The following is a 23,368-nucleotide window of genomic DNA, read 5'->3' as shown; positions in this document are numbered from 1 at the left end:
TGTCATTCTTCCTTCAGAAGACTCGCCATCTTCTTGTCGAGCTCCTTCGGTGAAAGCACATGAATAATTTCCCTGATAACGCCATTTTTATCAATAAGAAAGCTTGTAGGAATAGCGATAACGTTATAGGTATCGGCATTCGTTCCTTGTTTATCGAGCAGCACAGGAAATGGATACTGATAAGTGTCCACGAATTTTTTAATATTGTCCATTTTATCCCCGGGCGTCACGTTCACCGCATAAAGATCGAATTTCCCCTCATATTTCTTATACAAATTCACAAGATCAGGCGCTTCTTCCTCACAAGGACCACACCAGGATGCCCAGAAGTTGACAAACATTGGCTTTTCACGAGGCCCGCCTACCGAATAGTCCTTCCCATCCAACCCTTGTAAGGTAAATGATGGAGCTAAGAAATTCACCTTTGCCGCTTGCTCACTTGGCATCAGGGTTTGTTTATCTTCATTACGTACATTTTGATAAATCGCAAAGCCCGCCAATAACACGACGAAAGCGATCACGATGAGATTCTTCTTCACAGTATCAACCTCCACTCCCTCTATATTATCTCCAAATTAGCGAAAATTCCAACATCACAATCCCGAAGTATGCTTTCACCCTATTAGGGAAAAGTAAACGTACTCTTTGCAATGAAAGGAACTAGTGAAATGAAACAAGCTGCCGCGAAAACGAGAGGTAAAAATCCGCTAAATAAAATGAGAATTTACGAGCATGAAGAAGAAGCCGCATCTAATAATAAAAAGACAAACACGAACGAGAAAGGAAGCGTTTGGCAGTACCTCGCACTTGCCTCCATTCCCTTGGTGCTTGTCCTTGGCAATTCCATGCTTGTCCCGATTCTGCCAGATTTGCAAGAGAAAATGAACATCTCACGCTTCCAAAGTTCACTCATCATCACCTTATTCTCATTGACTGCGGGCCTTATCATTCCGATATCCGGTTATTTATCTGATCGTTTCACTCGCAAATCTGTTATTATCCCCTCACTTATCGTGTACGGTGCTGCAGGGGTTCTAGCAGGGCTTGGCGCCGTCTGGAACTCTTACCCTATCCTTATAGCTTCCAGAACCGTACAAGGCCTTGGAGCAGCGGGTACAGCCTCTATTGCCATGGCACTTGTTGCCGATATTTACAAGGGACCCAAGGCCAGCAAAGCCCTCGGACTCATCGAAGCTTCCAACGGAATCGGCAAAGTTGTGAGTCCTATTCTAGGTTCTCTATTAGCGCTAATTATTTGGTTTGCGCCTTTTTTTGCTTTTCCACTTTTTTGTTTACTCGCTCTGCTCGCAGTTATATTCATGATCAAAGAACCCGCCAAAGAGAAAGAAGCTGAAACACTTAAGCTCTATTTGAAGCAAATCAGAACCATTCTAAAAAGTAAAGGTCATTGGCTAATTCCCGCCTTCATAGCAGGTTCGATCACCTTATTTATACTATTTGGCGTGCTTTTCTACCTCTCACAGATTTTGGAAGAAAAGCCCTACAACATCGAAGGCGTACGCAAAGGTCTTATCCTTGCAATCCCGTTGCTCTGCCTCGTCATCACCTCTTATACCACTGGGGCGAAAATCAAACAAAATGGCAAGCTCATGCGCTGGCTCATGAATATCGGACTTATAACCATGGTTGTATCCCTTGCCTTGGCTACATTTCTAAACGGGAACCTATATGTCTTTATTGGCTTATTGTCGCTCAGCGGGATAGGGACAGGACTCCTGCTCCCATGCCTAAACACACTCATTACCGGATCGGTAGAGCGTGAGCAACGCGGGATGATTACTTCCCTCTATAATAGTTTACGATTTATTGGAGTCGCCTTCGGCCCTCCGCTATTTGGTTGGCTCATGAGTATCTCTCATAAAACACTCTTTATCACTGTTGCCTCTTTATCACTTATTATGTTAGCTTTGGTGTTTTTCTTCATCAAACCCAAAGCAGAATTACAAAAACAAACATGATATACTAACCTCATGTCCATGCCATGTGAGGGAGTGAACGCAAGTGAGCATACATTTATCAAAAAAATCATATGACGAAATGATCTCACACAGCATACGCTCACTCCCTAACGAAGCATGTGGCATCCTTATACAGGAAGCTTCTTTCTCATCGACAGATGAGTTACATATCCACACATTTATCCCTCTTCCTAATCACGCGGCGCATCCAACACAGCAATTTGTCATCCATCCCATCGACATGATCCCCTACCTAACTGATCAACGTCGTACGATCGTCGGGATTTTTCATTCCCACCCCACAGCCGCATCAACCCCCTCTGCCGAGGACCTCTTAACGCTCTGGCACACCATTCCAACCTACTGGATCCTTTCCCTGCAACACGAAGAGAAACCTGACCTCAAGGTCTATTCCCTAAAAAAAACCACCACTACCGCATATCACAAACTTTCGTTTGTCATCGGTCAATGATGGCTTAATAAAGCATATAAATCACCTAATGTGTCTACATCTCTCGCTCTTATTTCTTCCATAAATCTGGACCATAATTGCGCTGTCATAAGGGCATCTTCCAGAGCATGATGTCTCACGGTAACCGGGATGTCGTAAGCATGCAGTAGAGAATCTAAACCCAGATTTTTTCGTTTGGGCATGAGCCATTTCGCGATCATCATAATATCTAAAACCCGATGGGATAAGCTAACTTTTGACGTACGCCACAAGGCCGAGTTCAAAAAACTTTTATCATGTCCAATGGCATGAGCCACTAAGATTTTTTGCTGAACAAATTCTAAAAAATCACTTAAAACGCCGATTAAATCAGGTGCGTCGCCAGCCATTTCGTTCGTAATACCCGTTAACTTTATGATTTCATCTGGAATTTTACGTTTGGGGTTCACCATTTTATAGAAGGTATCTTGCGTCTGCACTTCACCACCAATAACAGAGACAGCGCCGAACGAGATAATCTCGTCACCATTATACGGAGAGAAGCCTGTCGTTTCAAGATCAAACACCACGATCTCCATCGCGTGCAGAGGAATTTCAAATAGAGAATCTTTTCGTTGCTCTTTCAGCATCGACCGAATAAAGGCCATTTGTTGCGCACTTTGCGCATCAAACATCGAAGTTAAAGCTGGCGTTAAACCACCCATCTTATATAAATGCCACATACGACCTGCCGGACGCATATCCTTCACGCGAGTCACCTCTCCCTGCCAATGAAACGTGATTTCCGATTCCGATAGTTCTAACCTTTTTCTCTCTCTATGTGTGAGCCTATGGATTTACCGACATACTTCTGCAACTGTATTCCCGTTCGTAAACATTGCTTTAATTGCATGCGAATCTCTTTGTTAAGTTGATCTGCCGTAAGTTTACCTCTTGTCGTATATTTCTCTTCATCTAATTGGAAAGGCGTGCTATCTCTTAACTTTAAAGCAATAGAAAAAGCCATTTCCCAATCATTGGCTAGCTCTTCGGATACAATCCCCTTCACCTTTAACTGCTTAATTCGTTCTATCGTAGAAGTGGCCAAAATTCCTGCTTGAATAGCAAGCAGCCGAATCCCATTGACAATCGGAATATAAGCACCATATTTGATATCAAATCCGCCTGCATCTTCACCGTAACGTTCTGTAATTAAATGACTGAATATACCCAACGAAATTTTGTGATGCAACGTGTTCGACAACAAATATTTCAAAAGTCCCGGATGTTCCTGAACATAATCAAGAAACAATTGTTTCAACTTCGTCACTAATAGCTCTGAACCATAGATACAACGCATATCCGCCAGAATGAGAAGATAGCGCACATTTTCCCAATCAGGTTCCTTAAACCAGCCGTTCATCATATTCTTATATCCTTGCAGCGACTTACGCCATTGCGGATTACTCGATATGACATTCCCTTCACAAGGAGGATAACCCAACACATCCAAACCGCGAATGATATATGAGGCAAGCATATCGAAATAAAGATCTAATTCATCTTGCGTATGCGTTTCACAATCACCATAAATGAGTCCGTTGTCCTGATCGCTCCACAGCGTCTGTTCTCTTCTGCCACCACTGCCTAATAAGATAAAAGCATACGCAACAGGCGGCTTACCGTACCCTTCATCCTCAAGCAAATGTTCAGCAATCTGAGTCGTTCTTTGAATCAACGCGTCATGCACTTGATTGATTTGCTGCCCCAATTCAGATGTATAGGGAAAAAGGAGATGCTCCCGAAACATCTCATGCACCTGATCTCTGGTTATTCGCATCTCTTCGAATTGCTCCGACTGATAAATGCGTTCCAGGATCCGTTCCATTGAGAGATGATTCATGTTGCATCCCCTTTGCTCTAGTAGAAAGTATATGTGTTGTTAAACGGACACGCCGTTTTGAGCTGCTTTTTTCATTTGTTCAGGATATCCGTATGAACCATGCTCGGAAAGATCCAGACCAATGATTTCTTCTTCTTCAGTAACACGAAGGCCAATTGTAGCTTTAAGAATACCAAGAATAATGAAGGAAAGAACAAGTACGAATGCCAAAGCTCCAGCAAGACCAAGTGCTTGAACTCCTAATTGGTGGAAACCACCGCCGTAGAATAAACCTGCACCACCAACACCTACTTTAGCCGAAAGCTCAGGCGTTGCGAACAAGCCAGTGGAAAGTGTACCCCAGATACCAGCGATACCGTGTACAGAGAAGGCATAGATCGGATCGTCGATTCCAGCTCTTTCGAACCATTGTGCAGTGAAGAATGTTACGATACCCGCTACTGCACCAATAACGATTGCAGCCCAAGCTTCTACGAACGCACATGCTGCAGTGATAGCAACAAGCGCAGCCAGAACACCATTCAACATACTAGGAATATCCGCTTTACCGAAGTACATCCAAGAGATAATCAATGCAGCTACAGCACCTGCCGCAGCAGCCATATTCGTTGTCAATGCGATGTAACCAAAGAAACCATCATTCATTGCGCTAAGCGTACTACCAGGGTTAAATCCGAACCAGCCGATCCATAGGATGATTACACCAAGAACAGACAATACTTGGTTATGACCTGGAATCAAGTTAGGTGTTTTGTCTTTATTATATTTGCCAATACGTGGTTTAAGCAAGATAGTTGCTACTAAGGCAGCTGTCGCACCTTGTAAGTGAACAACGGTTGAACCCGCGAAATCTTGCATACCCAATTTAGCCAACCAGCCGCCGCCCCATACCCAGTGCGCTACGATTGGATAGATAACAACTGTGAACAAAATTCCGAATATGAAGTAAACCGGAAGCTTCGCTCTCTCTGCAAATCCGCCCCATGCGATAGCAAGAGATACACCAGCGAATGCTAGTTGGAACAAGAATTTGATACCGATTGGCACATCAGAGAAGGAAAGAGATCCGAATGCTGCTGCAGCTTGATCTTCTAAACCTGTTACGAAAAAGCCCGTTTCTCCGAAGAATGCATTTCCATCACCGAAGGCGAAACCAAATCCTACAGCCCAGAATGCAATGGCACATAATCCGAAAGTTAAAATCGTTTTACCGGCTACGTGACCGGCATTTTTCATTCTAGTTGACCCCGCTTCTAAAAGTGCAAAACCAGCTTGCATGAAGATGACTAAGATTGCTGCCAACATTACCCATACTGCATCAATTGCACTCTGTAGTTGTGGTGCTGTCGCCTCATCCGCTGCAAATGCGAGTGTAGGGAACAGTAATGACATAACGCCGAAAGCTAACAACAATTTCTTAACCATACGACCACTTCCTTTAATGTTAGATTAAGTAACATGTAATGAAACTCTTAATGTCATTATATACAGGATATTTGGGTTTGACAATAGGATTTTCGTTAATATATTGAAAAAAGCGAAAAATAACCTGACATGAAACAGGCATAATTCGTGTTTCGACTCATAAGTGTTCACAAAACACCTTTTTTACACCAATATCCAATGTCAGCTTTCCGAAGCATCACGTTTGACTGTACGGTTTAATATCAGGTATCATGTTTATATAGAAGAAAGAAATTTAAACCATTGGAGTAGAGGTGAATTTAACATGGGGAATGAGAAGCTTTATAAAATCGGAGAGCTCGCCAAGCTTGCTGATGTCAGCCCTCGAACCATTGATTACTACACCAAGCTGAGCTTAATCGAACCTGAAAGAAGATCCGATACGAACTATCGTCTGTACAGTGATGAAACTTTGCACCGACTGAGGCGTATTGAAACAATGAAGAACGAGAAATATACCTTAGAGGAAATCAAAGTCAACTTACAGCAATGGAGTAAAGTGACCTCCGATGATACTGTGACAGATAAGCTTACATCCCTTCAGTTGCATCTCGAACAATTAATGAAGGAAGCTAAAGAACTCAGCCCACTTGTTCAGCAATTGAAGCCTAAGCAGTTGAAAAAGCTGTATCATATTCTGACACAACCGACCGCAGCCTGCATCGAAGCACTTATTGTCCTTTTAGGTAAAAATCCGTTCTCATAATTGAAATACGGAGGAATGCCCTATGTTTTTTCACCCAATGGATTTCCTAATTATTATTGCATTCGGCCTCTCTATGTGGGCTTCATTCCGAGTGCGAGGAACTTTTAACAAATGGTCTAACGTACCTGTCTACTCACGCATGACTGGCGCCGAAGCCGCAAGACGAATGTTAGATGCTAATGGCCTTTACGATGTACCCGTCGAAGCTGTACCTGGGACATTAACAGACCACTACGATCCAATGGCTCGAACCGTACGTCTGTCGGAGCCTGTTTACTTCCAGAGCTCAATCTCAGCTGTATCAGTTGCCTGTCACGAAGTAGGTCACGCTATTCAGCACCAAGTCCATTACCCTATGCTCGTCGCAAGACACAAGATGTTCCCAGTCGTTAATTTCGCCTCTGGCGTTGCTCCCATCCTGATCCTAGCGGGTTTCTTTTTTCAAAGTATCCCTTGGTTATTGGAAATCGGAATTATCTTCTTCGCGGTAGCCGTTGCTTTTCAATTAGTAACGTTACCTGTTGAATTTAACGCGAGTAACCGAGCACGTAATGAAATGGTGGCACAAGGCTTCATCTCTAATGAAGAAGAACGTGGCGTGGCTAAGGTTTTGAATGCTGCCGCACTTACTTATGTAGCCGCTGCATTGATCTCTGTACTCGAGCTTCTAAAGTACATTATGATTTTCAATGGTCGCAATAACGATGATTAATAAAAGAAAAAGCTCCCCCTTCAGGTTCTTCACGACCTGTTGGGAGAGCTTTTCTCATTTAAAATACTCATATAAGAAACGCCTAAACACTTCAGCCACCAGAGGCAGCTTCACATCCTTGCGACAAATCAAACCAACTGTCCTTGTAACTTGAGGATCTGTTACTCGTATTTTGACAGGCTGTGTTTGCCCACTTTCCAATAAGGCCATCGCCGGAAGTAAGCTTACCCCCATACCCGCGGCAACAAGCCCGCGAATCGTATCCGTTTCCTCACCTTCAAACTCAATCTTAGGCACAAAGCCTGCCTTCTGGCACGCATCCATCACGATCGTTCGAAGCGTATACTCTTCACTAAACATTACGAAAGGTTCATTCTTCAACTGCTCAAGGCGAATTGACGTATAGTCTGCCAGAATATGATTGGAAGGAATGATAGCATACAACTCTTCTGTCAATAAAATTTCACCTGTCACGTGTTCGTGGGATTCCGGAAAGGGTGATATAAAAGCGAGATCAATCTCCCCTCTCGAAACATCACGAATTAATGATGTGTATGTACCTTGACGCAGTCTAAACTTCACATTCGGATGATTTTTTTTAAATGCCGCAACTACAGCAGGTAGTAAATTGATAACTAGACTATGTGGAAATCCAATACGAATCTCGCCAGCCTCTGGATCAAGAAACTCATGTATTTCGCCCACCGCACGTTCTAAATCCGTAAGAATACCTTCTACTCGACTTAAAAATAAATGCCCCACCGAGGTCAGGTGTAAATTGCGCCCCTTTTGAACAAATAAATCAACCCCGAGTTCCTCTTCCAGCAAATGAATTTGCCGACTAACTGCAGACTGCGCTACATGCAGCTCTTCCGCCGCCTGTGTCACGTGCTGCTTCCTAGCAACCTTAACAAAATATTGCAATTGTCTTAATTCCACGTGAGTAAATCCCCCGACTTAACTTCATGATGAAGAAACGAATCTCGTTCTTTGACTCCGATTATAGCTCGATAGTAACGATTGGACAACTTATCTGCAAAAAGCTTATAATAAGTGAGTTGTTATTTAGCATGGATAATAAAGGAGGAAATCATTCAATGGCACAAGAACGTACTGGTGTAGCTACCCTGAAAAGCAATCCTATCACTTTGGTAGGACCCGAAATTAAAGTAGGTGACAAAGCACCTGATTTCAAAGTTAACAAAGATTTGATGACACAAGTATCACTTGCTGATTACGCAGGTAAAGTGAAATTGATCTCCGTTGTTCCTTCCTTAGATACAGGCGTTTGTGATGCACAAACACGTCGTTTCAATGAAGAAGCAGCTGGCCTAGGCGACAATGTTGCTGTACTTACAATCAGCGTAGATCTTCCTTTCGCACAAGCTCGCTGGTGTGGCGCTGCAGGTATCGACAAAGTAATCACATTATCCGATTACAAAACAAAATCCTTTGGTGAAGCTTACGGCGTATTGATCAAAGAAATTCAATTGGATATGCGCGCTATTTTCGTAATCGACGCTAATGACACTGTTCAATACGTTGAGTACCTTGGCGAAATGACAGCTCACCCTAACTATGAAGCAGCTGTAGAAGCTGTTAAAAAATTAGTTTAATCCACACAAATAAAACAGCAAGGAGGCCAAGCTTCCCTGCTGTTTTTGTTATCCATCAATTTTATATGAAGCAAGCTTACGATCTAATTGTTTATAAATATCTAATATTGTACGATAATTGGATCCAAGATCCCCCATTGAACCACGTGAAGCCGAATAGATATCAACAGCCGTTTTCACAGGATTAATCGCGAATAAGGTCAATGTTACGTCTTGGGTTCTTCCAGTAACCGTTTTGCGCTCAGCAAGGATTTCTCCTACGTTCGGGACCTCATGTAATAGCTTGTAACCTGGTGTTTTCTTTAAAACAGCCGTTACCTCTTCCCAAACTTGCTCCTTCGGCAGCTTAAAATATCTAGTTTTAAGTAAAGGATCTCTAGCTTTTTCCCCTGTCGTTTCATGACTACGTACTAATCCGATTAAAGTTCTCTTTAGCAAAAGCCCTTTCCCCCTTCAATGAAGTGCATGTAGACCACTTGCCATTTCAACACTATTCTCTATAATACCATTGATTAGGCTTTAGAAAAAGAGGTAAATGAAAAATCGAGGGATTTCTCCCCCGATTTTAGCTTAGCATATCTTCCTTTATCCAAAAAATGTCGTATATAGCAAATAAGCGTTTAATCCCGCGATTAAAATGGCCACAAACCAACTCAATACCGCCATCCATTTCGGGATCACGAGCACACCCATCTTTTTACGATCTGAAGTAAAAGTCACGAGCGGGATCACAGCAAAAGATAATTGTAAGGACAAAATAACCTGACTGAGAATGAGTAAATCTGTTGCTCCGCTTTCTCCATAAATACCAATCACGATGACCGCAGGTATAATGGCAATTAACCTAGTAATCAACCGGCGCAGCCAAGGTGTTAGACGAATATTCAGAAATCCTTCCATGACGATCTGACCGGCCAGTGTACCGGTAAGCGTTGAGTTCTGACCGGATGCTAAGAGTGCAACGGCGAACAATATACTTGCTGCACCTGTACCTAACATAGGTCCAAGGAGATGATAGGCATCTTGAATTTCCGCAACTTCTTTCCCAGCTGAATGAAAAGCTGCGGCCGAAAGAATGAGAATCGCCGCGTTTACGAATAACGCTAGCATCAGGGCAACTGTTGTATCAATGGTTGAGAATTTGATCGCTTCACGTTTAGCTTCAATCGTAGGTTCGATTTTACGCGTCTGAACGATGGATGAGTGCAAATACAAATTATGAGGCATGACCGTCGCACCTAGAATACCTAGGGCAATATATAACATGGCTGGATTCGTTACAATTTCAGTTGTTGGAATGAACCCTGCAGCTACAGCTGCAAATTCAGGTCGGGAGAAAATAAGCTCCATAATAAAACAAACCATAATAAGAGCAATTAAGCTAATAACCATCGCTTCAATATAACGAAAGCCCTTCTTCTGCAGCATAAGCACCAGAATGACATCTAATGCCGTCAGAATCACCCCATAGATGAGCGGCAACCCGAATAGTAACTGCAAAGCAATCGCGGCGCCGATGACTTCAGCTAGATCACAAGCAGCAATCGCAAGCTCACATAGAAACCAAAGCACATAAGAAACGGGCTTACTATAATGATCACGGCAAGCTTGCGCCAAATCTCGACCTGTTACAATACCCAATCGACCAGACAAAGCCTGCAAAAGTATGGCCATTAGATTCGAAATTAAAATGACCGAAAGCAGTGTATATCCAAATTGGGAACCGCCTGCCAAGTCAGTCGCCCAGTTTCCGGGGTCCATATAACCGACAGCTACCAGATATCCTGGCCCCACGAAGGCAAGCAGCTTTCGGAAAAATCCAGCTTTTTTAGGGACTTTCATACTATGATGAACTTCAGGTAGACTTGGCGTAGAAGAATCTTTTCGCCATCCATTCGGTTCTTGATCCGGTTTTTTGATTGCAATTTCCATAGCTTAACCCTTCTTTCGCAAGACCAATAATGTTGTTCTAGGGAAACTTTTATATGTAGTATACTACATAACCCCATTTTATGCTACAGGTAAACATTTATGTTCCACCGAAATTATTTTTCCCTAGGGAAAGTTTTGAGACAAGTTTTTCCACATTATAAGTGTGAGTAGAACCATTCTTTTAAGCATACCCTGCTCAGCAAAAATTCATAGGAATAATCGACTGGAAAAGAAGGATATTTGAAAGCATGGGCGAATACATTGAATAAGTTATCTTTGTATATTCAATAAACAAACAAAGAATATCGAAGCAATGACCCTAATTCATTATAAAAAGGATGATCTCATCATGGCTTATTTTATGGGTTTAGATTTAGGTACTTCTGCCATTAAATGCATTCTAGTGGATGAAGCTGGTACGGTTATCGGCTCACATTCTGCCCAATATCCGCTGCAACAACCACATCCAGGTTGGGCTGAGCAGCATCCTGAAGATTGGTGGAATGCCACGATTGCAGGCATACAAGGGCTCTTGGCTAGCACGGGCGTGTCGAGCGATGCTGTAGCTGGTATTGGCTTCTCCGGCCAGATGCACGGGTCGGTCTTCCTCGACGAGGCGCAGCAGGTCATCCGGCCTGCGCTGCTCTGGTGCGATCAGCGCACCGCGGAGCAATGCGCTTACATCGAGGCGACCGTCGGCGAAGCCGAGCTCGGTCGCCTCACAGGCAATCGGGCGCTGACCGGCTTCACCGCGCCCAAGCTCCTCTGGCTCCGGCAGCATGAGCCGGAGCACTACGCCCGCGTTCGGCATCTGTTGCTGCCGAAGGACTACGTCAGGCTGCGCCTGACGGGTGCGTTCGGCATGGATATGGCCGACGCCAGTGGCACGCTGCTGCTCGATGTAGCCAATCGCAGCTGGTCTCAAACCGTCGCTGAGCGGTTAGAGATCCCGCTCGAGTGGCTGCCGCCGCTCTATGAGTCCGGCGACATTGCCGGGCACCTGCTGCCAGAGGCAGCAGCGCTCACCGGCTTAGCCCCAGGCACGCCGATCGTTGTCGGCGGTGGCGACCAAGCTTGCGGCGCCGTTGGTGTTGGCGTCGTCCGCCAAGGCATCGCCTCGGTGGCGCTCGGCACTTCTGGTGTCGTCTTCGTCCATGACGACACCTACCAAGTTGATGAAGCGTACCGCCTTCATTCCTTCTGTCACGGCGTGCCGGGCAAGTGGCACCGCATGGGCGTTATGCTCGCGGCTGGCGGCTCATTCCAGTGGTGGCGCAATCACTTTGCCAGTGAAGAGCTTGCACGCGCTGAGCAAGAAGGCAAAGATGTGTATGAAATTCTGACAGCAGAAGCTGCTACAGCACCACTTGGTAGTGAAGGTTTGTTGTTCCTTCCTTATTTATCCGGGGAACGTACGCCACATCCAGATCCGAAAGCACGCGGTGCCTTCATCGGGCTTAATCTAAGACATGAAAAAGCACATTTGACCCGCGCTGTACTTGAAGGTATCACCTTTGGACTTCGTGATTCTATGGAATTGATTCGTGAATCCGGGATCGAAGTTACGGAGCTTCGTGTAAATGGGGGCGGAGCTAGAAGTCCTTTCTGGCGTCAAATGATCGCTGACATTTTCGGAATTCCCGTCGTGACGGTCAATTCAACGGATGGCCCTGCGTATGGCGCAGCAATCATGGCTGCATCCGGCGTACTTCAAGTTGATATTACGAAATTATGCGAAGATTGGATTGAAGTCACTGATCGTGTAGAACCTAATCCAGCTAACCAACTCAAATATGAAGCGTACTATAAAGTGTATCGCAGCCTTTACCCTACATTACAAAGCACGTTCCACCAATTGACTGATTTAGCAGATACAATCAACTAAGCCGCCCTTCTTGGACGGACTCGTTTAGCTTGAACCCCCTCCTCTCGAAACAATAAAAAAAAGGTTGAGCAGGCATGATGCCTGTTCAACCTCTTTTTTATTCGAAGAAACCCGCCTATGCCGTCCGGTTTTGGTGCTTCAAACCCGCTCTCGCAGGTGGGTGTCCGCAGACGTGTATTTGAGGTCCCCTTTCGAGGGCATGTCAGCCACACTTCAATATAGGTCTCCCTAGAAACAGTCATTGGTTTAAAACAACTTAAAACCGTTACGAGCATCGCAGATTTCTTCTGTTTTCTTATTATAGATCCTACCTCGCTGATAATCAACTGGAAGGATTAATCTTTAGTCTTGTCATTCTCATCTTTTTTATGCAAGCTAATCGGAGATTCATTAACTTCGCTCTCACTCGCTTCATCATTGCCTTCTTCAGCTGCTTCGGCTTCAGCAAGCCGCTGCTGTTCCTTCTCTTCCAGCTCCTGTTGTTTCGTCTGAAGCTTCGTAAAGCTTCGGTTAAACTGCCAGAAGGAGAACGTTGCAACAATTGCACCCATGAAGAACACAACTAAGAAGAAATTGAACTTCGTTAAGCAAATATAAACAATAACACCATTACAAATGAGCAATACAACCGAATTGATGGGATTGCCAATTGTAATTAAAATTGAATTTTTAACAATTTGAAAAATCTTCATGTGCAAATGAACGATAATGGAGAAGAAATTAAACAAAGCAATAATCATGATCACGGTGAAAGCAATAAAAAGAACGGCTAGCACTTTCAACGAGCTGCCTTGCTTCAAATAGAAGAAATAGTTCACAGCAATAATAACGAAGATTAATACAAAGAATATACCGCCAAGCATACTTTGCAAATAGTTTTCTTTGTATCCACGGAAAAATGTTTTTAACAACGGAACATCTTCTTCTCCAGTCACCCATTTCCTAGCCACCGCAAACATAGCTGTTGTCGCAGGAAATAAAGTAAACGGTGCCAAAATTGCAAGAATCGGCAGCGTAGCTTTCAAAGCGTCCGGCGTTTGACTCACTAACCCCATAAAGAGGAAAAAGAATACCGGAATCGAACAAAGCATCCAAAGTAAATTGATAACGGATAACCGCATAATCCACTCCGATATTCTGTACAGTCCTCCCATAACTCCCTTAAACTCCAAAACTGCTTCCTCCTTAGCGTTTCCTTCAGGAAACTTTCTACGTTGTTAACTGCTGACATGATGATAGCATGTCTTAATTGTATATATACTCAATTATAGCCTATTTTTCATCATATAGGTAGCCGTCTAGTCGTTATAGGTTCTTTTACATAATATAGTATTGTCTAATCGTACCACCAATCATTATTCAGGAGGTTGATACCATGTCTCATCCAGTTGGAACATCCGCAGGTGCTATTTTGGTGCTTTTCATTTTGTTAGTTATCATCACTAGCTCATTTGTTATTTAATCCATATACAACTTGAAAAAGGCGGAGATCCTTAGGATCTCCGCCTTTTTAGTGCTGTAACTTATTTATTTACAAGTGTATCTTCACTTTTGCGCGGCGCTCTGGAACGATCACGATTTCCGGAGTTGTTGCTTCCGTATTCGCGGTTTCTCGAAGTTGAGCTGCTTCCGCCTTCTCTGTTTGAACCGTAATCTCTGCTATCCTTACGCGGGTAACGTGAGCCACCGCTTGAGGAATTGCCTGATCCTGAACCTGATCCACCGTAACCGCCGCCACCTTGACGACGATCGCTTGAACCTGATCCTGAACCGTATCCACCGCCAACACGTCTACCGGAGCTGCGAACATCGAATTTTTTCTTTCTTGCACGAATCGGATCTTCTGGTGTCAATTCGATATTTAGATCTTTCTTGTCACCTGTAAGAAGCTTCATCGCTGCTGCAAGCAAGTTAACGGAATCGTATTGCTCAAGCATTTGAATAGCTAGGCCTTTAAATTCGGAATGCTCTTCTTTTTGAAGCATATCCAAAATACGCTCAGCTGTCATTTTTTGCTTACCTTCTACCGCTTCTGCTACGCTTGGCAAAGGTTTTTTGTTGATTTTATGGCGTGTAACCTTCTCAATAAAGTGAAGGTGATCGATTTCTCGTGGCGTTACGAAAGTCCAAGCAGTACCTTCTTTACCTGCACGACCTGTACGACCGATACGGTGAACGTAGCTCTCTGGATCTTGCGGAAGGTCAAAGTTGATAACGTGAGTAACACCAGATACATCTAGTCCACGTGCAGCAACGTCAGTTGCTACTAGAACATCAATACTGCCATCACGGAATTTTCTCATAACATTATCACGTTGATTTTGGGACAAGTCACCATGAAGTCCTTCAGCAGCATAACCTCTTTTTTGAAGAGCTTCTGCCAACTCATCTACCCGACGCTTCGTGCGTCCGAAAATAATTGCTAGGTCTGGTGCTTCCATGTCGATCAAACGGCTAAGTGCTTCAAACTTTTGTTTCTCATGCAATTCAATGTAAGCTTGCTCGATCAAAGGAGCGCTCACTTGTTTCGGGATTACCGAAACGTGCTCTGGATTAGTAAGGAATTGTTGAGCCAATTTCTGAATGTTAGTCGGCATAGTTGCAGAGAACAACATTGTGTGACGTTCTGCTGGAACTAATTTAAGAATAGATTGGATATCATCCATGAAGCCCATATCAAGCATTTCATCCGCTTCATCCAAAATAACTGTTTGAACATCATCAAGCTTGATTGTTTTGCGGTTAATATGGTCAAGAAGACGTCCTGGTGTTCCGATAATGATTTGTGGTTTCTTTTTCAATGCGCGGATTTGTTTAACGATATCCTGTCCACCGTAAATTGGCAAAGAACGAATGCCTTTGAAACGACCGAGTTTTTCAATCTCTTCCGCAACCTGAATGGCAAGTTCCCGTGTTGGACACATGATTAGAGCCGAAATGCGCTCTTCTTTTACATTGATTTTGTTAACTAGCGGAATACCGAATGCTGCCGTTTTCCCAGTTCCTGTTTGTGCTTGCCCGATCAAATCACGGCCATCCATCGCCAATGGTATTGTTTTCTCTTGAATTGGTGTGGACTCTTCAAAGCCCATTTCCGTAATCGCACGTAGTACCGATGCGTCTAAACCAAACTCCTGAAATGTTTTCAAATAAATTCAATCTCCTTTTGTACAGGGCAGGCTAATGCCTTGTATCTTTTTTACCCTTAAGTACGACTTCCTATCCGTCTCTATAGTTTCTTGGTGGAATACACTTTCGATTCGTCATCTTCCATGATCCAACTGGCCGCCCTTAAGAACATCTAAAATATTATAGCACAGGTGATACACACATTGCCAGTGGCTACTTTTAACGACTCGAACGAAACCGAATGAATAAGCAACTCGTATTAAAGGGGAGAACAATAAAACGGAATCGTACAGAGGAGAGTTTCTATGTCCATATTTAAACGTGTCAGCAACATTCTTCGCAGTAACAAGGAGCAGCAACCTAATGCCGCATCCGTCGGTAATCCGCTAGAAGTCGCGCGTGTTGGCGATATTGTCAATGTAGACTTAGAGGAATATGTCATCTCCGGTAAAGTCATATATTTTGACCGCGGCTTTGAGCCGCATCGCTATGCTTATTATCTACAAAGCGGTAAAAATATTCAGTGCTTGATTGTGGAAAAAGGCAGAACCTATGATTGCTTCTTATGTAGTTTTATTGAGGGAGCTCTAGATGATCCCAATGATGTGCCTACTCGATTAGAGTTGGACGGAGATGTCACTTTCGATCTGGAATTTCATCGCAACGACGTCTCACGAACAGAAGGAAACACTGATTTCCGCAGCGGCGATGATATCATCTTCTGGCGTTATTTCGGACCGGACCAGCGCTTCTTTTTCCTTCAATGGCAGGATGGTAAATTCGTTGCCCTAGAAGGCGAGCGCACACCAGGCAATCAAATTAAATTTTTGAGAAATTTTTGATATCGACACTGATGACGTTATAGCTATGTTATCATGGAAGCATGTTTCGGAAACACCCTGAAAGGAGGACTACCAGACAATGAAGAAATGGACTTCATGGCTTTCCTTCATACTTATTATCGCTCTTCTTACCGCATGTGGCGCAGATGCCGGACGTTATATTAAGGATGAATATCCGTTAGTAAGCGTTGATGGCAAGGGAACCACGGTGTCTAAGGTTTACTCAGTTGAAGGCAAGAATGTACCCACAGTTGCGAATGAACTGGCTGCCAAAGAAACCCCCAAAGAGAAGAGTAAGGAATCTGAGGATCAGATGTTCCTTGTGTATAAGGACAAGGTTATCAATATCCAGAAAGATCCAAGTGATAGTAAGAATACATTAGTCCAACTCGATAGCATTGAATATGCCAAGAGCCATTATGACTCCTCCTTCTTACAAGGCTATTTAACCGCCTCGCTGCTTCAATCTATATTTGGTGGCGGTTGGAATAACAATAGAGGATCTTCTTATGACTACCGCGGCTACACAAAGACGCCGAATTATAAGGCAACAACACCGACTACAGGTTCAACCAAGGAGACGAAGCCAACTACATCCGATCGAACGGGTGGTTTCACGAGTGGTGCAGCAAATCCAAGCTCTGGAAGCTCCTCAACGGCGCGTAAGAATGATGGTTCAACTCCTAATAAAGTAACGAAGCCAACAACTAGTAAACCGAGTACGAGCAAACCAAGTACGACCAAGAAAACCGGCTCCTTCAAGCGCCGATAAATTTCATTCACAAGCTGCTGTCCATCTTTTGGACACAGCTTTTTTTATGCAATTCGAATTAATTGTCCACTGTCTAAATAATGATTGCAGTTTTATAAGAATGAATTATACTTGCAATATGCTGCATACTATTTTAGAGGTGATTTGTTTTGAAAAAGGCGCTAGATGTTCTAATCATTCTAGTTGGCGCACTGCTTGTCGCGGTCGGCTTCAATATGTTTCTCATTCCCCATCAGCTGCTTAGCGGTGGCGTTTCAGGAATTGCCATGATTATTGGTTATTTTACAGATTACAATATCGGATTTCTTTACTTATTGTTTAACATGCCACTCATGATTTGGGGACTCGTCTCCATTGGTAAACGTTTCATCATGATCAGCGTTGCCTCTGTCGTCTTAACCACTTGGATGATGCAACTCATTCCTATGAACTTCGTAGCCAAAGATTCCATGTTAGGTGCTGTTTTTGGTGGCGTCCTCATTGGTATTGGCAGCGGAATCACACTACGCATTGGGGGATCCAGCGGTGGGTTTGACATTGTCGGTCTGATTTTAACACGGAAATACGACTTTCCTCTTGGCACCATTTTATCCTCAATGAACGGGATTGTTATCGTCGCTCTCGGCTATTTCAAAGATAATTGGGACCTTGCATTATTTTCAATGTTAGCAATTTTCATTAGTGGGAAAACTGTTGATATGATACATATCCGCCATATTAAAGTAACCGCGTTCATTGTAACGAAGCATAAGGATGCCATTATTAATAAGCTGCTCATGATCCCGAGAGGGGTAACACTTATTAAAACGGAAGGTGCCTATACGAAGCAGCAGCATGATATGTTGATGACGGTTACGACGCGATATGAACTCGTGGAATTAAAGCGAATTATTAAAGAGATTGACCCGAAAGCGTTCGTGAATATCGTGGAAACGGTTGGTGTTGTCGGGGAATTTCGAAAGCCCAAATGAGAAATAAGCCAACTGCCCCTTTATTCCATTTTGAATTGTGTTATAATGAATATAATTTCATATAGTTCTGGTTTTCATCGATGGTAGGTTCAGGCGTAGTTCTTATTCTAATCTTCTGATTGGAAGGGTGATGCTTGTGGAGACAGTCAAATTATCCAGGATTGTAATGAAATTAACGCCCGAGTTGTATCCCTCTTTGACCAGCAATGAGTTGGAATCCGAGATCGTGCTACGGTTCGGTATAGAGGCACTCGCAGCGGAAGATGTCATGGAAATTATTCAATTTAGCATTTCGGAACATCATAAGGACACCCTGTACCATTGAGGGTGTCTTTTTTTGGATCTCTTAGGCATATACTGTTATTAAAATTGTAATAAATAGGCTATATGGGTTATGATAAGTCCATGATATAATATAGCTAAGATAAATTTTACTGGAGGTGTCTGGAATGGGAGCTTTATCTCCTTGGCACATCATACTAGTTGCGATCGTTGCCCTGCTTTTATTTGGGCCTAATAAACTGCCTGAACTTGGTCGAGGTTTTGGCAAAATGTTCCGAGAGTTCAAAGATGCAACAAATGGAAACGGCAGCAACTCATCAACAGATGATCAACCTACGATTGCTCGGAAAGAAATTAACCCTGAAGTATCGAATAGCGAATCGAATAAGTAAGTCCAAGCACCTGGAGGCCAAGCTTCTAGGTGTTTTTGTTTTTAATCCTACTTAAGACTGTGTACCTCATGTGCCAAATGACTCATACAAGCTTCTACAAAAGCCTACAAATTTCCTCTGTGCGTAGTTTACCGCTTGGCTTATAATGAAAGCTAGAAACAAGGATTGGAGTGGACTTATACATCATGGAAATATTACTCGCCTCGCTTGCCCTTATCTGGGGTAATGTTACGGCCGCAAACCCCGATGCAAGCTTTGAACAGCTTGTGCAAGCTTCGCTAGATGCGAAGAACGCTGTTGCTATCGTTCAACCCGTCACGCCTACTACACCTACGGACGCAACGGATCCACTCGCACCTGTCAACAAGGTAGATCCACAGAAAGATGCTCCTGTTGTTAAAGGGATCTACGCTACTGCTCACAGTGCTGGCGGTTCACGACTCAATACGCTTGTCAAATTACTTGATGATACCGATTTGAATGCGATGGTTATCGATGTGAAAGATGACTGGGGCTACATCACTTGGGAAACTGGTAATGCCGAGCTCGATGCAATGGGAACCACTCAGAAAATCATTGGCAACATGCCAGGTCTCATGACAACACTCCAAGAACATAACATTTATCCAATCGCACGTATTGTTGTCTTCAAAGACACGGTTCTTGCTAAAAAGAAACCTGAAATATCTTTCGTGAATCCAGATGGCACATTGTGGGGGAATGGTAAAAACCCTCCTGATAGCTTCGTGAATCCGTACAGCAAAGAGGTATGGGACTACAATATCGCTGTTGCGAAAGAAGCAGTCAAAGCAGGCTTCAAAGAAATTCAGTTTGATTACGTTCGCTTCCCAGAAGGCTTCGAGAAACGAGCAGACATCCTCAAATATACCAAAGATGAGCGTTCACGGATTGATGCGGTCTCTTCTTTCGTGAAATATGCGAGAGAGCAATTATCTCCACTGGGTGTTCGCGTCTCTGTTGACATTTTCGGATATGCAGCGTCTGTGCCGGCTGCTGAAGGTATTGGTCAAGATTTCGAGAAAATCTCACAAAATGTCGATGTCATTGCTCCTATGATTTATCCAAGCCATTACAGTACTGGTTGGTTCGGCTCCAAAGTACCTGATGCTGCACCGTACGCAACAATTAATGGTGCTTCCAAGGATACCAATAAGAAGCTAGAAGCTATTGATAAGAAAGGCTGGAAGCCGGTTATCCGCCCTTGGATACAAGACTTTACTGCTTCATGGGTGCCAGGCTATATTAAATACGGCAAGCATGAATTAGATGAGCAGATTCGAGCCTTGAAGGATAACGGTGTTAATGAGTATCTACTATGGAATGCCAACAATAATTACACGGCCAATGTAAATTATTAATCATCAAATTTGTGAGTACCCTGAGAGACTATTTATGCTCTCGGGGTATTTTTGCGTGCGGCCCGAGTTTACTTTCGGTTTCCATTTCATTTATCATGGTAGTATTCATTTCAAAAATCAAAAAGGATGTGATGATATGCTGAAAATAGTTGCAGTAACAGGCATGAATCTAACTTCTATGCAAGAGCAAATCCCTCCAGACTTGAAAGAACGCATCCAGTTTCATTGGTTTTCCTCTTCCAAGGATGCTGGCGATATGCTCCCTGATGCTGATGTGATCATCTCAGCAGGTCGATTACACCCTGACATCGTCAGTCGTGCCCCTAAGTTGAAGTGGGTGCAAACCTTATCCGCAGGCGTTGATAAACTGCCTCTTGCAGAGCTCGATCAACGTCAAGTGATTGTTACGAATGCTAGAGGTGTTCACACCATTCAAATGAGTGAATTCGCACTGAGTCTCATGCTGCAATGGGTTCGGAAAGCTAATTTACTTCATGATAATCAGCAGCAGCACGTGTGGGACAATCAAGTTCGCTTTGGCGAATTGCACGGTAAAACGATTGGAATTATCGGTGCTGGTGCCATCGGCGAAGCTGTTGCTCGCAAAGCCAAAGCATTCGATATGTCGGTCATCGGCCTGAATCGTTCGGGGACACCACAAGCCGCCTTTGATACAACCGTTCACGGGGAAGATGGTCTTCAGCTGCTGCTATCTCAAAGTGATTTCATTGTCGTTCTGCTTCCAAGTACAATGAAAACACGGGGCTTCTTGCAAAAAGAGCATCTAGCGCTTATGAAGCCGAGCGCCTTTTTCATTAATTTAGCTCGCGGCGATGTGCTGGATGAAAATGCTTTGATTCAAGCCTTGCAGGAAGGCAAACTTGCTGGCGCAGCGTTAGATGTCTTTGAGCAAGAACCGTTACCTACTGCTTCCCCCCTTTGGGACATGAAGAATGTCATCCTAACCCCTCATATTGCTGGGTCATCTGAACACTATACGGATCGTGTTTCCACCATTTTCTATCACAATTTACGCGCGATGCTGGATGGCGGAGAGATGATCAACGTTGTGGACTTGGCGGAGGGTTATTAATTTGATAGGCAGATGCACTTACAAACTCTAACGGACATGATGATCGTTATTTCTACTCAAAAAGGATGTTTGTTAATCTAACGGACATGATGGACGTTGTTGTGCCATTTCAACTCGAAAAAGAGTTAATTCTGCTGAATAGCATCCACTGTGACCGTTAGAGTTTTAAATGGGCATATTTAAGCCAGATAGCGTCCTCTATGTCCGTTAGCGGATAAGTTGGTGAGCTGGAGCAAAAGAATTCGGGAGTTTGCGGAGTTCGGGGATTCGAGAGAGTTCAGGTATTCGGGAGTTCGGGGATTCGAGAGTTCGAGTATTCGGGAGCTCAGAAGCTCGGAAGCCAGTAAGCACAGAAAATCCTAGCCAAAGCAAATCCGCTCCTCTCAACAAAAAGCCCCTTATCCTACCGAAACACTTAGGATATGGGGCTTTCTATGATTAAACGTTAATGGCTTCCAGCCCTCGCATATACGGTCGCAACGCAGGGGGGATGTAGATCGAGCCATCTGCCTGTTGATGATTTTCTAGCAATGGAATAAGGATCCGCGGCGATGCAACGGCCGTATTATTCAGTGTGTAGCAATAACGCAACACCCCTTCTTGATCTCGATAACGCAAATTACTGCGTCTAGCTTGGAAATCCAGCAGGCTCGACGACGAATGCGTTTCACCGTATGCCCCTCGGCTAGGCATCCATGTTTCAATATCGAATTGCTTGTAGTTTTTGGCCCCCATGTCCCCCGAACACACCGCTACAACGCGGTATGGCAGTTCTAGACATGCAAGTAAATCCTCGGCATTTTGTGTGATCAACTGCAGCATGCGATCTGCTTCATCCGCATTATTTTCGCAGAGGATCACTTGCTCAACCTTCGCAAATTGATGGACACGATATAATCCCCGTACATCTCTTCCCGCTGAGCCCGCTTCTTTCCGGAAACAATTCGACACGGCCGCTAACTGAATTGGCCCCTCCGATAGATCGACGATCTCTCCCGCATAGTACGAAATCAACGGACCTTCCGAAGTACCAACTAACCATGTGTTGTCCGCAGGAAGCTCATACGTTTGATCTTTACCTGCTGGAAAGAAAGCCGCATTGAGCAGTGTTTCCTCCCGCACCATAAGCGGTACATCCATGACGGTGAATCCACGATCCGTTAGTAAGTCAATGGCCAGCTGTTGGACAGCCCTGTGCAAATAAAGCCCCATTCCTTTGAGATAATAATTGCGGGTGCCAGCGATCTTCACACCCCTACCAACATCAATCATGTTCAACGCTTCACCAAGTTGAAGGTGATCTTTCATCTCGAAGTTAAAAGTCGGCTTATCTCCAACGACCTTAAGCTCTACATTCTCTTGATCGCTCTCACCTATTGGTGTATCCGGCGATGCTAGATTCGGTATTTGCAGCATGAGCTCTTTGAACCTCAGTTCAAACTCGTTCAATTCCGCTTCCAGTGCCGCGAGGCTTTGATTCCAGCCGCGAACTTGCTCCTTCAAGCCTTCTGCTTCGGCGATTTTCCTCTGCATCATTAACGAAGCGATTTGTTCCGAAGCGCGATTGCGATCTGCTCGCAGCAGATCGGCTTTGCCCAGCAATCCCCTTTTCTTCTCATCGACTACGAGCAGTTCCTCCACATGGCATTCTACACCTTTTCGAATAGCTGCTGCTTTCACTTGATCTTGGTTGTTTCGAATCCATTTGATATCCAGCATGTTCCGTCACCGCTTCCTCTTCTTATAGGTGAAAAAGACAAAAAACGCCCTCAGTCCGATTGGGACGAGGAGCGTTCTGCTCGCGGTGCCACCCAACTTGATGATGACATCAATGGTCATCATCCGCTTGGTTCCGCGATAACGGGCGGTGCCGGTTTATTT

23 protein-coding genes and 1 other RNA gene are annotated in these 23,368 nt (G+C 44.0%); 13 read left to right on the top strand and 11 right to left on the bottom strand.

Features of this window, described 5'->3' with window-relative positions:
- Positions 1-2: 2 nt before the first annotated feature.
- Positions 3-539 carry a TlpA family protein disulfide reductase gene (locus ACSQ8O_RS12420; RefSeq protein ID WP_063795584.1) on the bottom strand — a complete coding sequence of 179 codons (537 nt, stop codon included), beginning with the start codon at positions 537-539 and terminating at the stop codon, positions 3-5.
- Positions 540-650: 111 nt separating this feature from the next.
- Between ACSQ8O_RS12420 and ACSQ8O_RS12415 the strand changes: the two genes are divergently transcribed.
- Both ACSQ8O_RS12415 and ACSQ8O_RS12410 read left to right on the top strand, forming a co-directional pair.
- Positions 651-1,979 carry an MFS transporter gene (locus ACSQ8O_RS12415; protein ID WP_436241807.1) on the top strand — a complete coding sequence of 443 codons (1,329 nt, stop codon included), beginning with the start codon at positions 651-653 and terminating at the stop codon, positions 1,977-1,979.
- Between the two features lie 43 nt (positions 1,980-2,022).
- Entirely contained in the window at positions 2,023-2,451 is a 429-nt protein-coding gene (locus ACSQ8O_RS12410; protein WP_436241806.1) for a Mov34/MPN/PAD-1 family protein, read from the top strand.
- Here ACSQ8O_RS12410 and ACSQ8O_RS12405 read toward each other — a convergent pair.
- The 3 genes from ACSQ8O_RS12405 to ACSQ8O_RS12395 are packed head-to-tail and all read right to left on the bottom strand — an operon-like array spanning position 2,445 to position 5,737.
- On the bottom strand, positions 2,445-3,179 hold the full coding sequence (locus tag ACSQ8O_RS12405; RefSeq protein WP_056616283.1) for an exonuclease domain-containing protein: 735 nt from the start codon (positions 3,177-3,179) through the stop codon (positions 2,445-2,447). The genes ACSQ8O_RS12410 and ACSQ8O_RS12405 overlap by 7 nt on opposite strands.
- A gap of 50 nt (positions 3,180-3,229) precedes the next feature.
- A complete protein-coding gene (locus ACSQ8O_RS12400) occupies positions 3,230-4,312 on the bottom strand; it encodes a DUF294 nucleotidyltransferase-like domain-containing protein (RefSeq protein ID WP_436241805.1) in 1,083 nt (360 codons plus the stop codon).
- A 39-nt stretch (positions 4,313-4,351) separates the two neighbouring features.
- On the bottom strand, positions 4,352-5,737 hold the full coding sequence (locus ACSQ8O_RS12395; RefSeq protein ID WP_436241804.1) for an ammonium transporter: 1,386 nt from the start codon (positions 5,735-5,737) through the stop codon (positions 4,352-4,354).
- A gap of 304 nt (positions 5,738-6,041) precedes the next feature.
- Between ACSQ8O_RS12395 and ACSQ8O_RS12390 the strand changes: the two genes are divergently transcribed.
- The gene (locus ACSQ8O_RS12390; RefSeq protein WP_171634032.1) at positions 6,042-6,482 is read left to right on the top strand and encodes a MerR family transcriptional regulator; all 441 of its coding nucleotides are present in this window, start codon (positions 6,042-6,044) and stop codon (positions 6,480-6,482) included.
- Between the two features lie 22 nt (positions 6,483-6,504).
- The gene (locus ACSQ8O_RS12385) at positions 6,505-7,194 is read left to right on the top strand and encodes a zinc metallopeptidase (RefSeq protein WP_436241803.1); all 690 of its coding nucleotides are present in this window, start codon (positions 6,505-6,507) and stop codon (positions 7,192-7,194) included.
- A gap of 54 nt (positions 7,195-7,248) precedes the next feature.
- Here ACSQ8O_RS12385 and ACSQ8O_RS12380 read toward each other — a convergent pair whose 3' ends face one another.
- The gene (locus tag ACSQ8O_RS12380) at positions 7,249-8,133 is read right to left on the bottom strand and encodes a LysR family transcriptional regulator (protein WP_056616300.1); all 885 of its coding nucleotides are present in this window, start codon (positions 8,131-8,133) and stop codon (positions 7,249-7,251) included.
- Positions 8,134-8,291: 158 nt separating this feature from the next.
- On the opposite strand from ACSQ8O_RS12380, the gene tpx reads away from it, so the two are divergent.
- The gene (gene tpx, locus ACSQ8O_RS12375) at positions 8,292-8,810 is read left to right on the top strand and encodes a thiol peroxidase (RefSeq protein WP_056616303.1); all 519 of its coding nucleotides are present in this window, start codon (positions 8,292-8,294) and stop codon (positions 8,808-8,810) included.
- A gap of 48 nt (positions 8,811-8,858) precedes the next feature.
- On the opposite strand, the gene ACSQ8O_RS12370 is transcribed toward tpx, so the two are convergent.
- Both ACSQ8O_RS12370 and ACSQ8O_RS12365 read right to left on the bottom strand, forming a co-directional pair.
- Positions 8,859-9,248, bottom strand: a complete 390-nt coding sequence (locus ACSQ8O_RS12370) for a DUF1499 domain-containing protein (protein ID WP_056616306.1) — start codon at positions 9,246-9,248, stop codon at positions 8,859-8,861.
- A 147-nt stretch (positions 9,249-9,395) separates the two neighbouring features.
- A complete protein-coding gene (locus ACSQ8O_RS12365; RefSeq protein WP_436241802.1) occupies positions 9,396-10,742 on the bottom strand; it encodes an Nramp family divalent metal transporter in 1,347 nt (448 codons plus the stop codon).
- A 349-nt stretch (positions 10,743-11,091) separates the two neighbouring features.
- On the opposite strand from ACSQ8O_RS12365, the gene xylB reads away from it, so the two are divergent.
- Positions 11,092-12,627: a xylulokinase gene (gene xylB / locus ACSQ8O_RS12360; RefSeq protein WP_436241801.1), complete on the top strand. Its 1,536-nt coding sequence runs from the start codon at positions 11,092-11,094 to the stop codon at positions 12,625-12,627.
- A gap of 104 nt (positions 12,628-12,731) precedes the next feature.
- Here xylB and ssrS read toward each other — a convergent pair.
- The 3 genes from ssrS to ACSQ8O_RS12345 form a co-directional block, all read right to left on the bottom strand.
- A non-coding RNA gene (ssrS, locus tag ACSQ8O_RS12355) (6S RNA) lies at positions 12,732-12,913 on the bottom strand.
- 49 nt (positions 12,914-12,962) lie between these two features.
- Complete coding sequence (locus ACSQ8O_RS12350; RefSeq protein WP_436241800.1) at positions 12,963-13,799, bottom strand: YesL family protein; 837 nt, start codon at positions 13,797-13,799, stop codon at positions 12,963-12,965.
- 351 nt (positions 13,800-14,150) lie between these two features.
- The gene (locus ACSQ8O_RS12345; RefSeq protein ID WP_056616316.1) at positions 14,151-15,776 is read right to left on the bottom strand and encodes a DEAD/DEAH box helicase; all 1,626 of its coding nucleotides are present in this window, start codon (positions 15,774-15,776) and stop codon (positions 14,151-14,153) included.
- 285 nt (positions 15,777-16,061) lie between these two features.
- Here ACSQ8O_RS12345 and ACSQ8O_RS12340 point away from each other — a divergent pair, with 285 nt between their 5' ends.
- The 7 genes from ACSQ8O_RS12340 to ACSQ8O_RS12310 all read left to right on the top strand — a co-directional run bounded on the left by ACSQ8O_RS12340 (position 16,062) and on the right by ACSQ8O_RS12310 (position 21,487).
- Positions 16,062-16,598, top strand: a complete 537-nt coding sequence (locus ACSQ8O_RS12340; RefSeq protein WP_436241799.1) for a DUF4178 domain-containing protein — start codon at positions 16,062-16,064, stop codon at positions 16,596-16,598.
- A gap of 79 nt (positions 16,599-16,677) precedes the next feature.
- Positions 16,678-17,370, top strand: a complete 693-nt coding sequence (locus tag ACSQ8O_RS12335; RefSeq protein WP_436241798.1) for a DUF4247 domain-containing protein — start codon at positions 16,678-16,680, stop codon at positions 17,368-17,370.
- A 149-nt stretch (positions 17,371-17,519) separates the two neighbouring features.
- Positions 17,520-18,341 (top strand): YitT family protein, encoded by an 822-nt coding sequence (locus ACSQ8O_RS12330; RefSeq protein ID WP_056616324.1) that lies wholly within the window; start codon positions 17,520-17,522, stop codon positions 18,339-18,341.
- A gap of 166 nt (positions 18,342-18,507) precedes the next feature.
- Positions 18,508-18,666 carry a hypothetical protein gene (locus ACSQ8O_RS12325; protein ID WP_397340150.1) on the top strand — a complete coding sequence of 53 codons (159 nt, stop codon included), beginning with the start codon at positions 18,508-18,510 and terminating at the stop codon, positions 18,664-18,666.
- Between the two features lie 124 nt (positions 18,667-18,790).
- The gene (locus tag ACSQ8O_RS12320) at positions 18,791-19,015 is read left to right on the top strand and encodes a Sec-independent protein translocase subunit TatA/TatB (RefSeq protein WP_436241797.1); all 225 of its coding nucleotides are present in this window, start codon (positions 18,791-18,793) and stop codon (positions 19,013-19,015) included.
- A gap of 185 nt (positions 19,016-19,200) precedes the next feature.
- Positions 19,201-20,394: a putative glycoside hydrolase gene (locus tag ACSQ8O_RS12315; protein ID WP_436241796.1), complete on the top strand. Its 1,194-nt coding sequence runs from the start codon at positions 19,201-19,203 to the stop codon at positions 20,392-20,394.
- 136 nt (positions 20,395-20,530) lie between these two features.
- Positions 20,531-21,487: a D-2-hydroxyacid dehydrogenase gene (locus tag ACSQ8O_RS12310; RefSeq protein ID WP_436241795.1), complete on the top strand. Its 957-nt coding sequence runs from the start codon at positions 20,531-20,533 to the stop codon at positions 21,485-21,487.
- A gap of 438 nt (positions 21,488-21,925) precedes the next feature.
- Here ACSQ8O_RS12310 and serS read toward each other — a convergent pair whose 3' ends face one another.
- Positions 21,926-23,206: a serine--tRNA ligase gene (gene serS / locus ACSQ8O_RS12305; RefSeq protein WP_436241794.1), complete on the bottom strand. Its 1,281-nt coding sequence runs from the start codon at positions 23,204-23,206 to the stop codon at positions 21,926-21,928.
- Positions 23,207-23,368 lie beyond the last annotated feature (162 nt).

Origin of the sequence: Paenibacillus sp. LjRoot56, from assembly GCF_964253335.1 — a bacterium.
In the GTDB taxonomy this organism is placed as follows: Bacteria; Bacillota; Bacilli; order Paenibacillales; family NBRC-103111; genus Paenibacillus_E; species Paenibacillus_E allorhizoplanae.
Note: the sequence above shows the minus strand (reverse complement) of the source record. Positions and strands in the feature narration are given on the sequence as shown.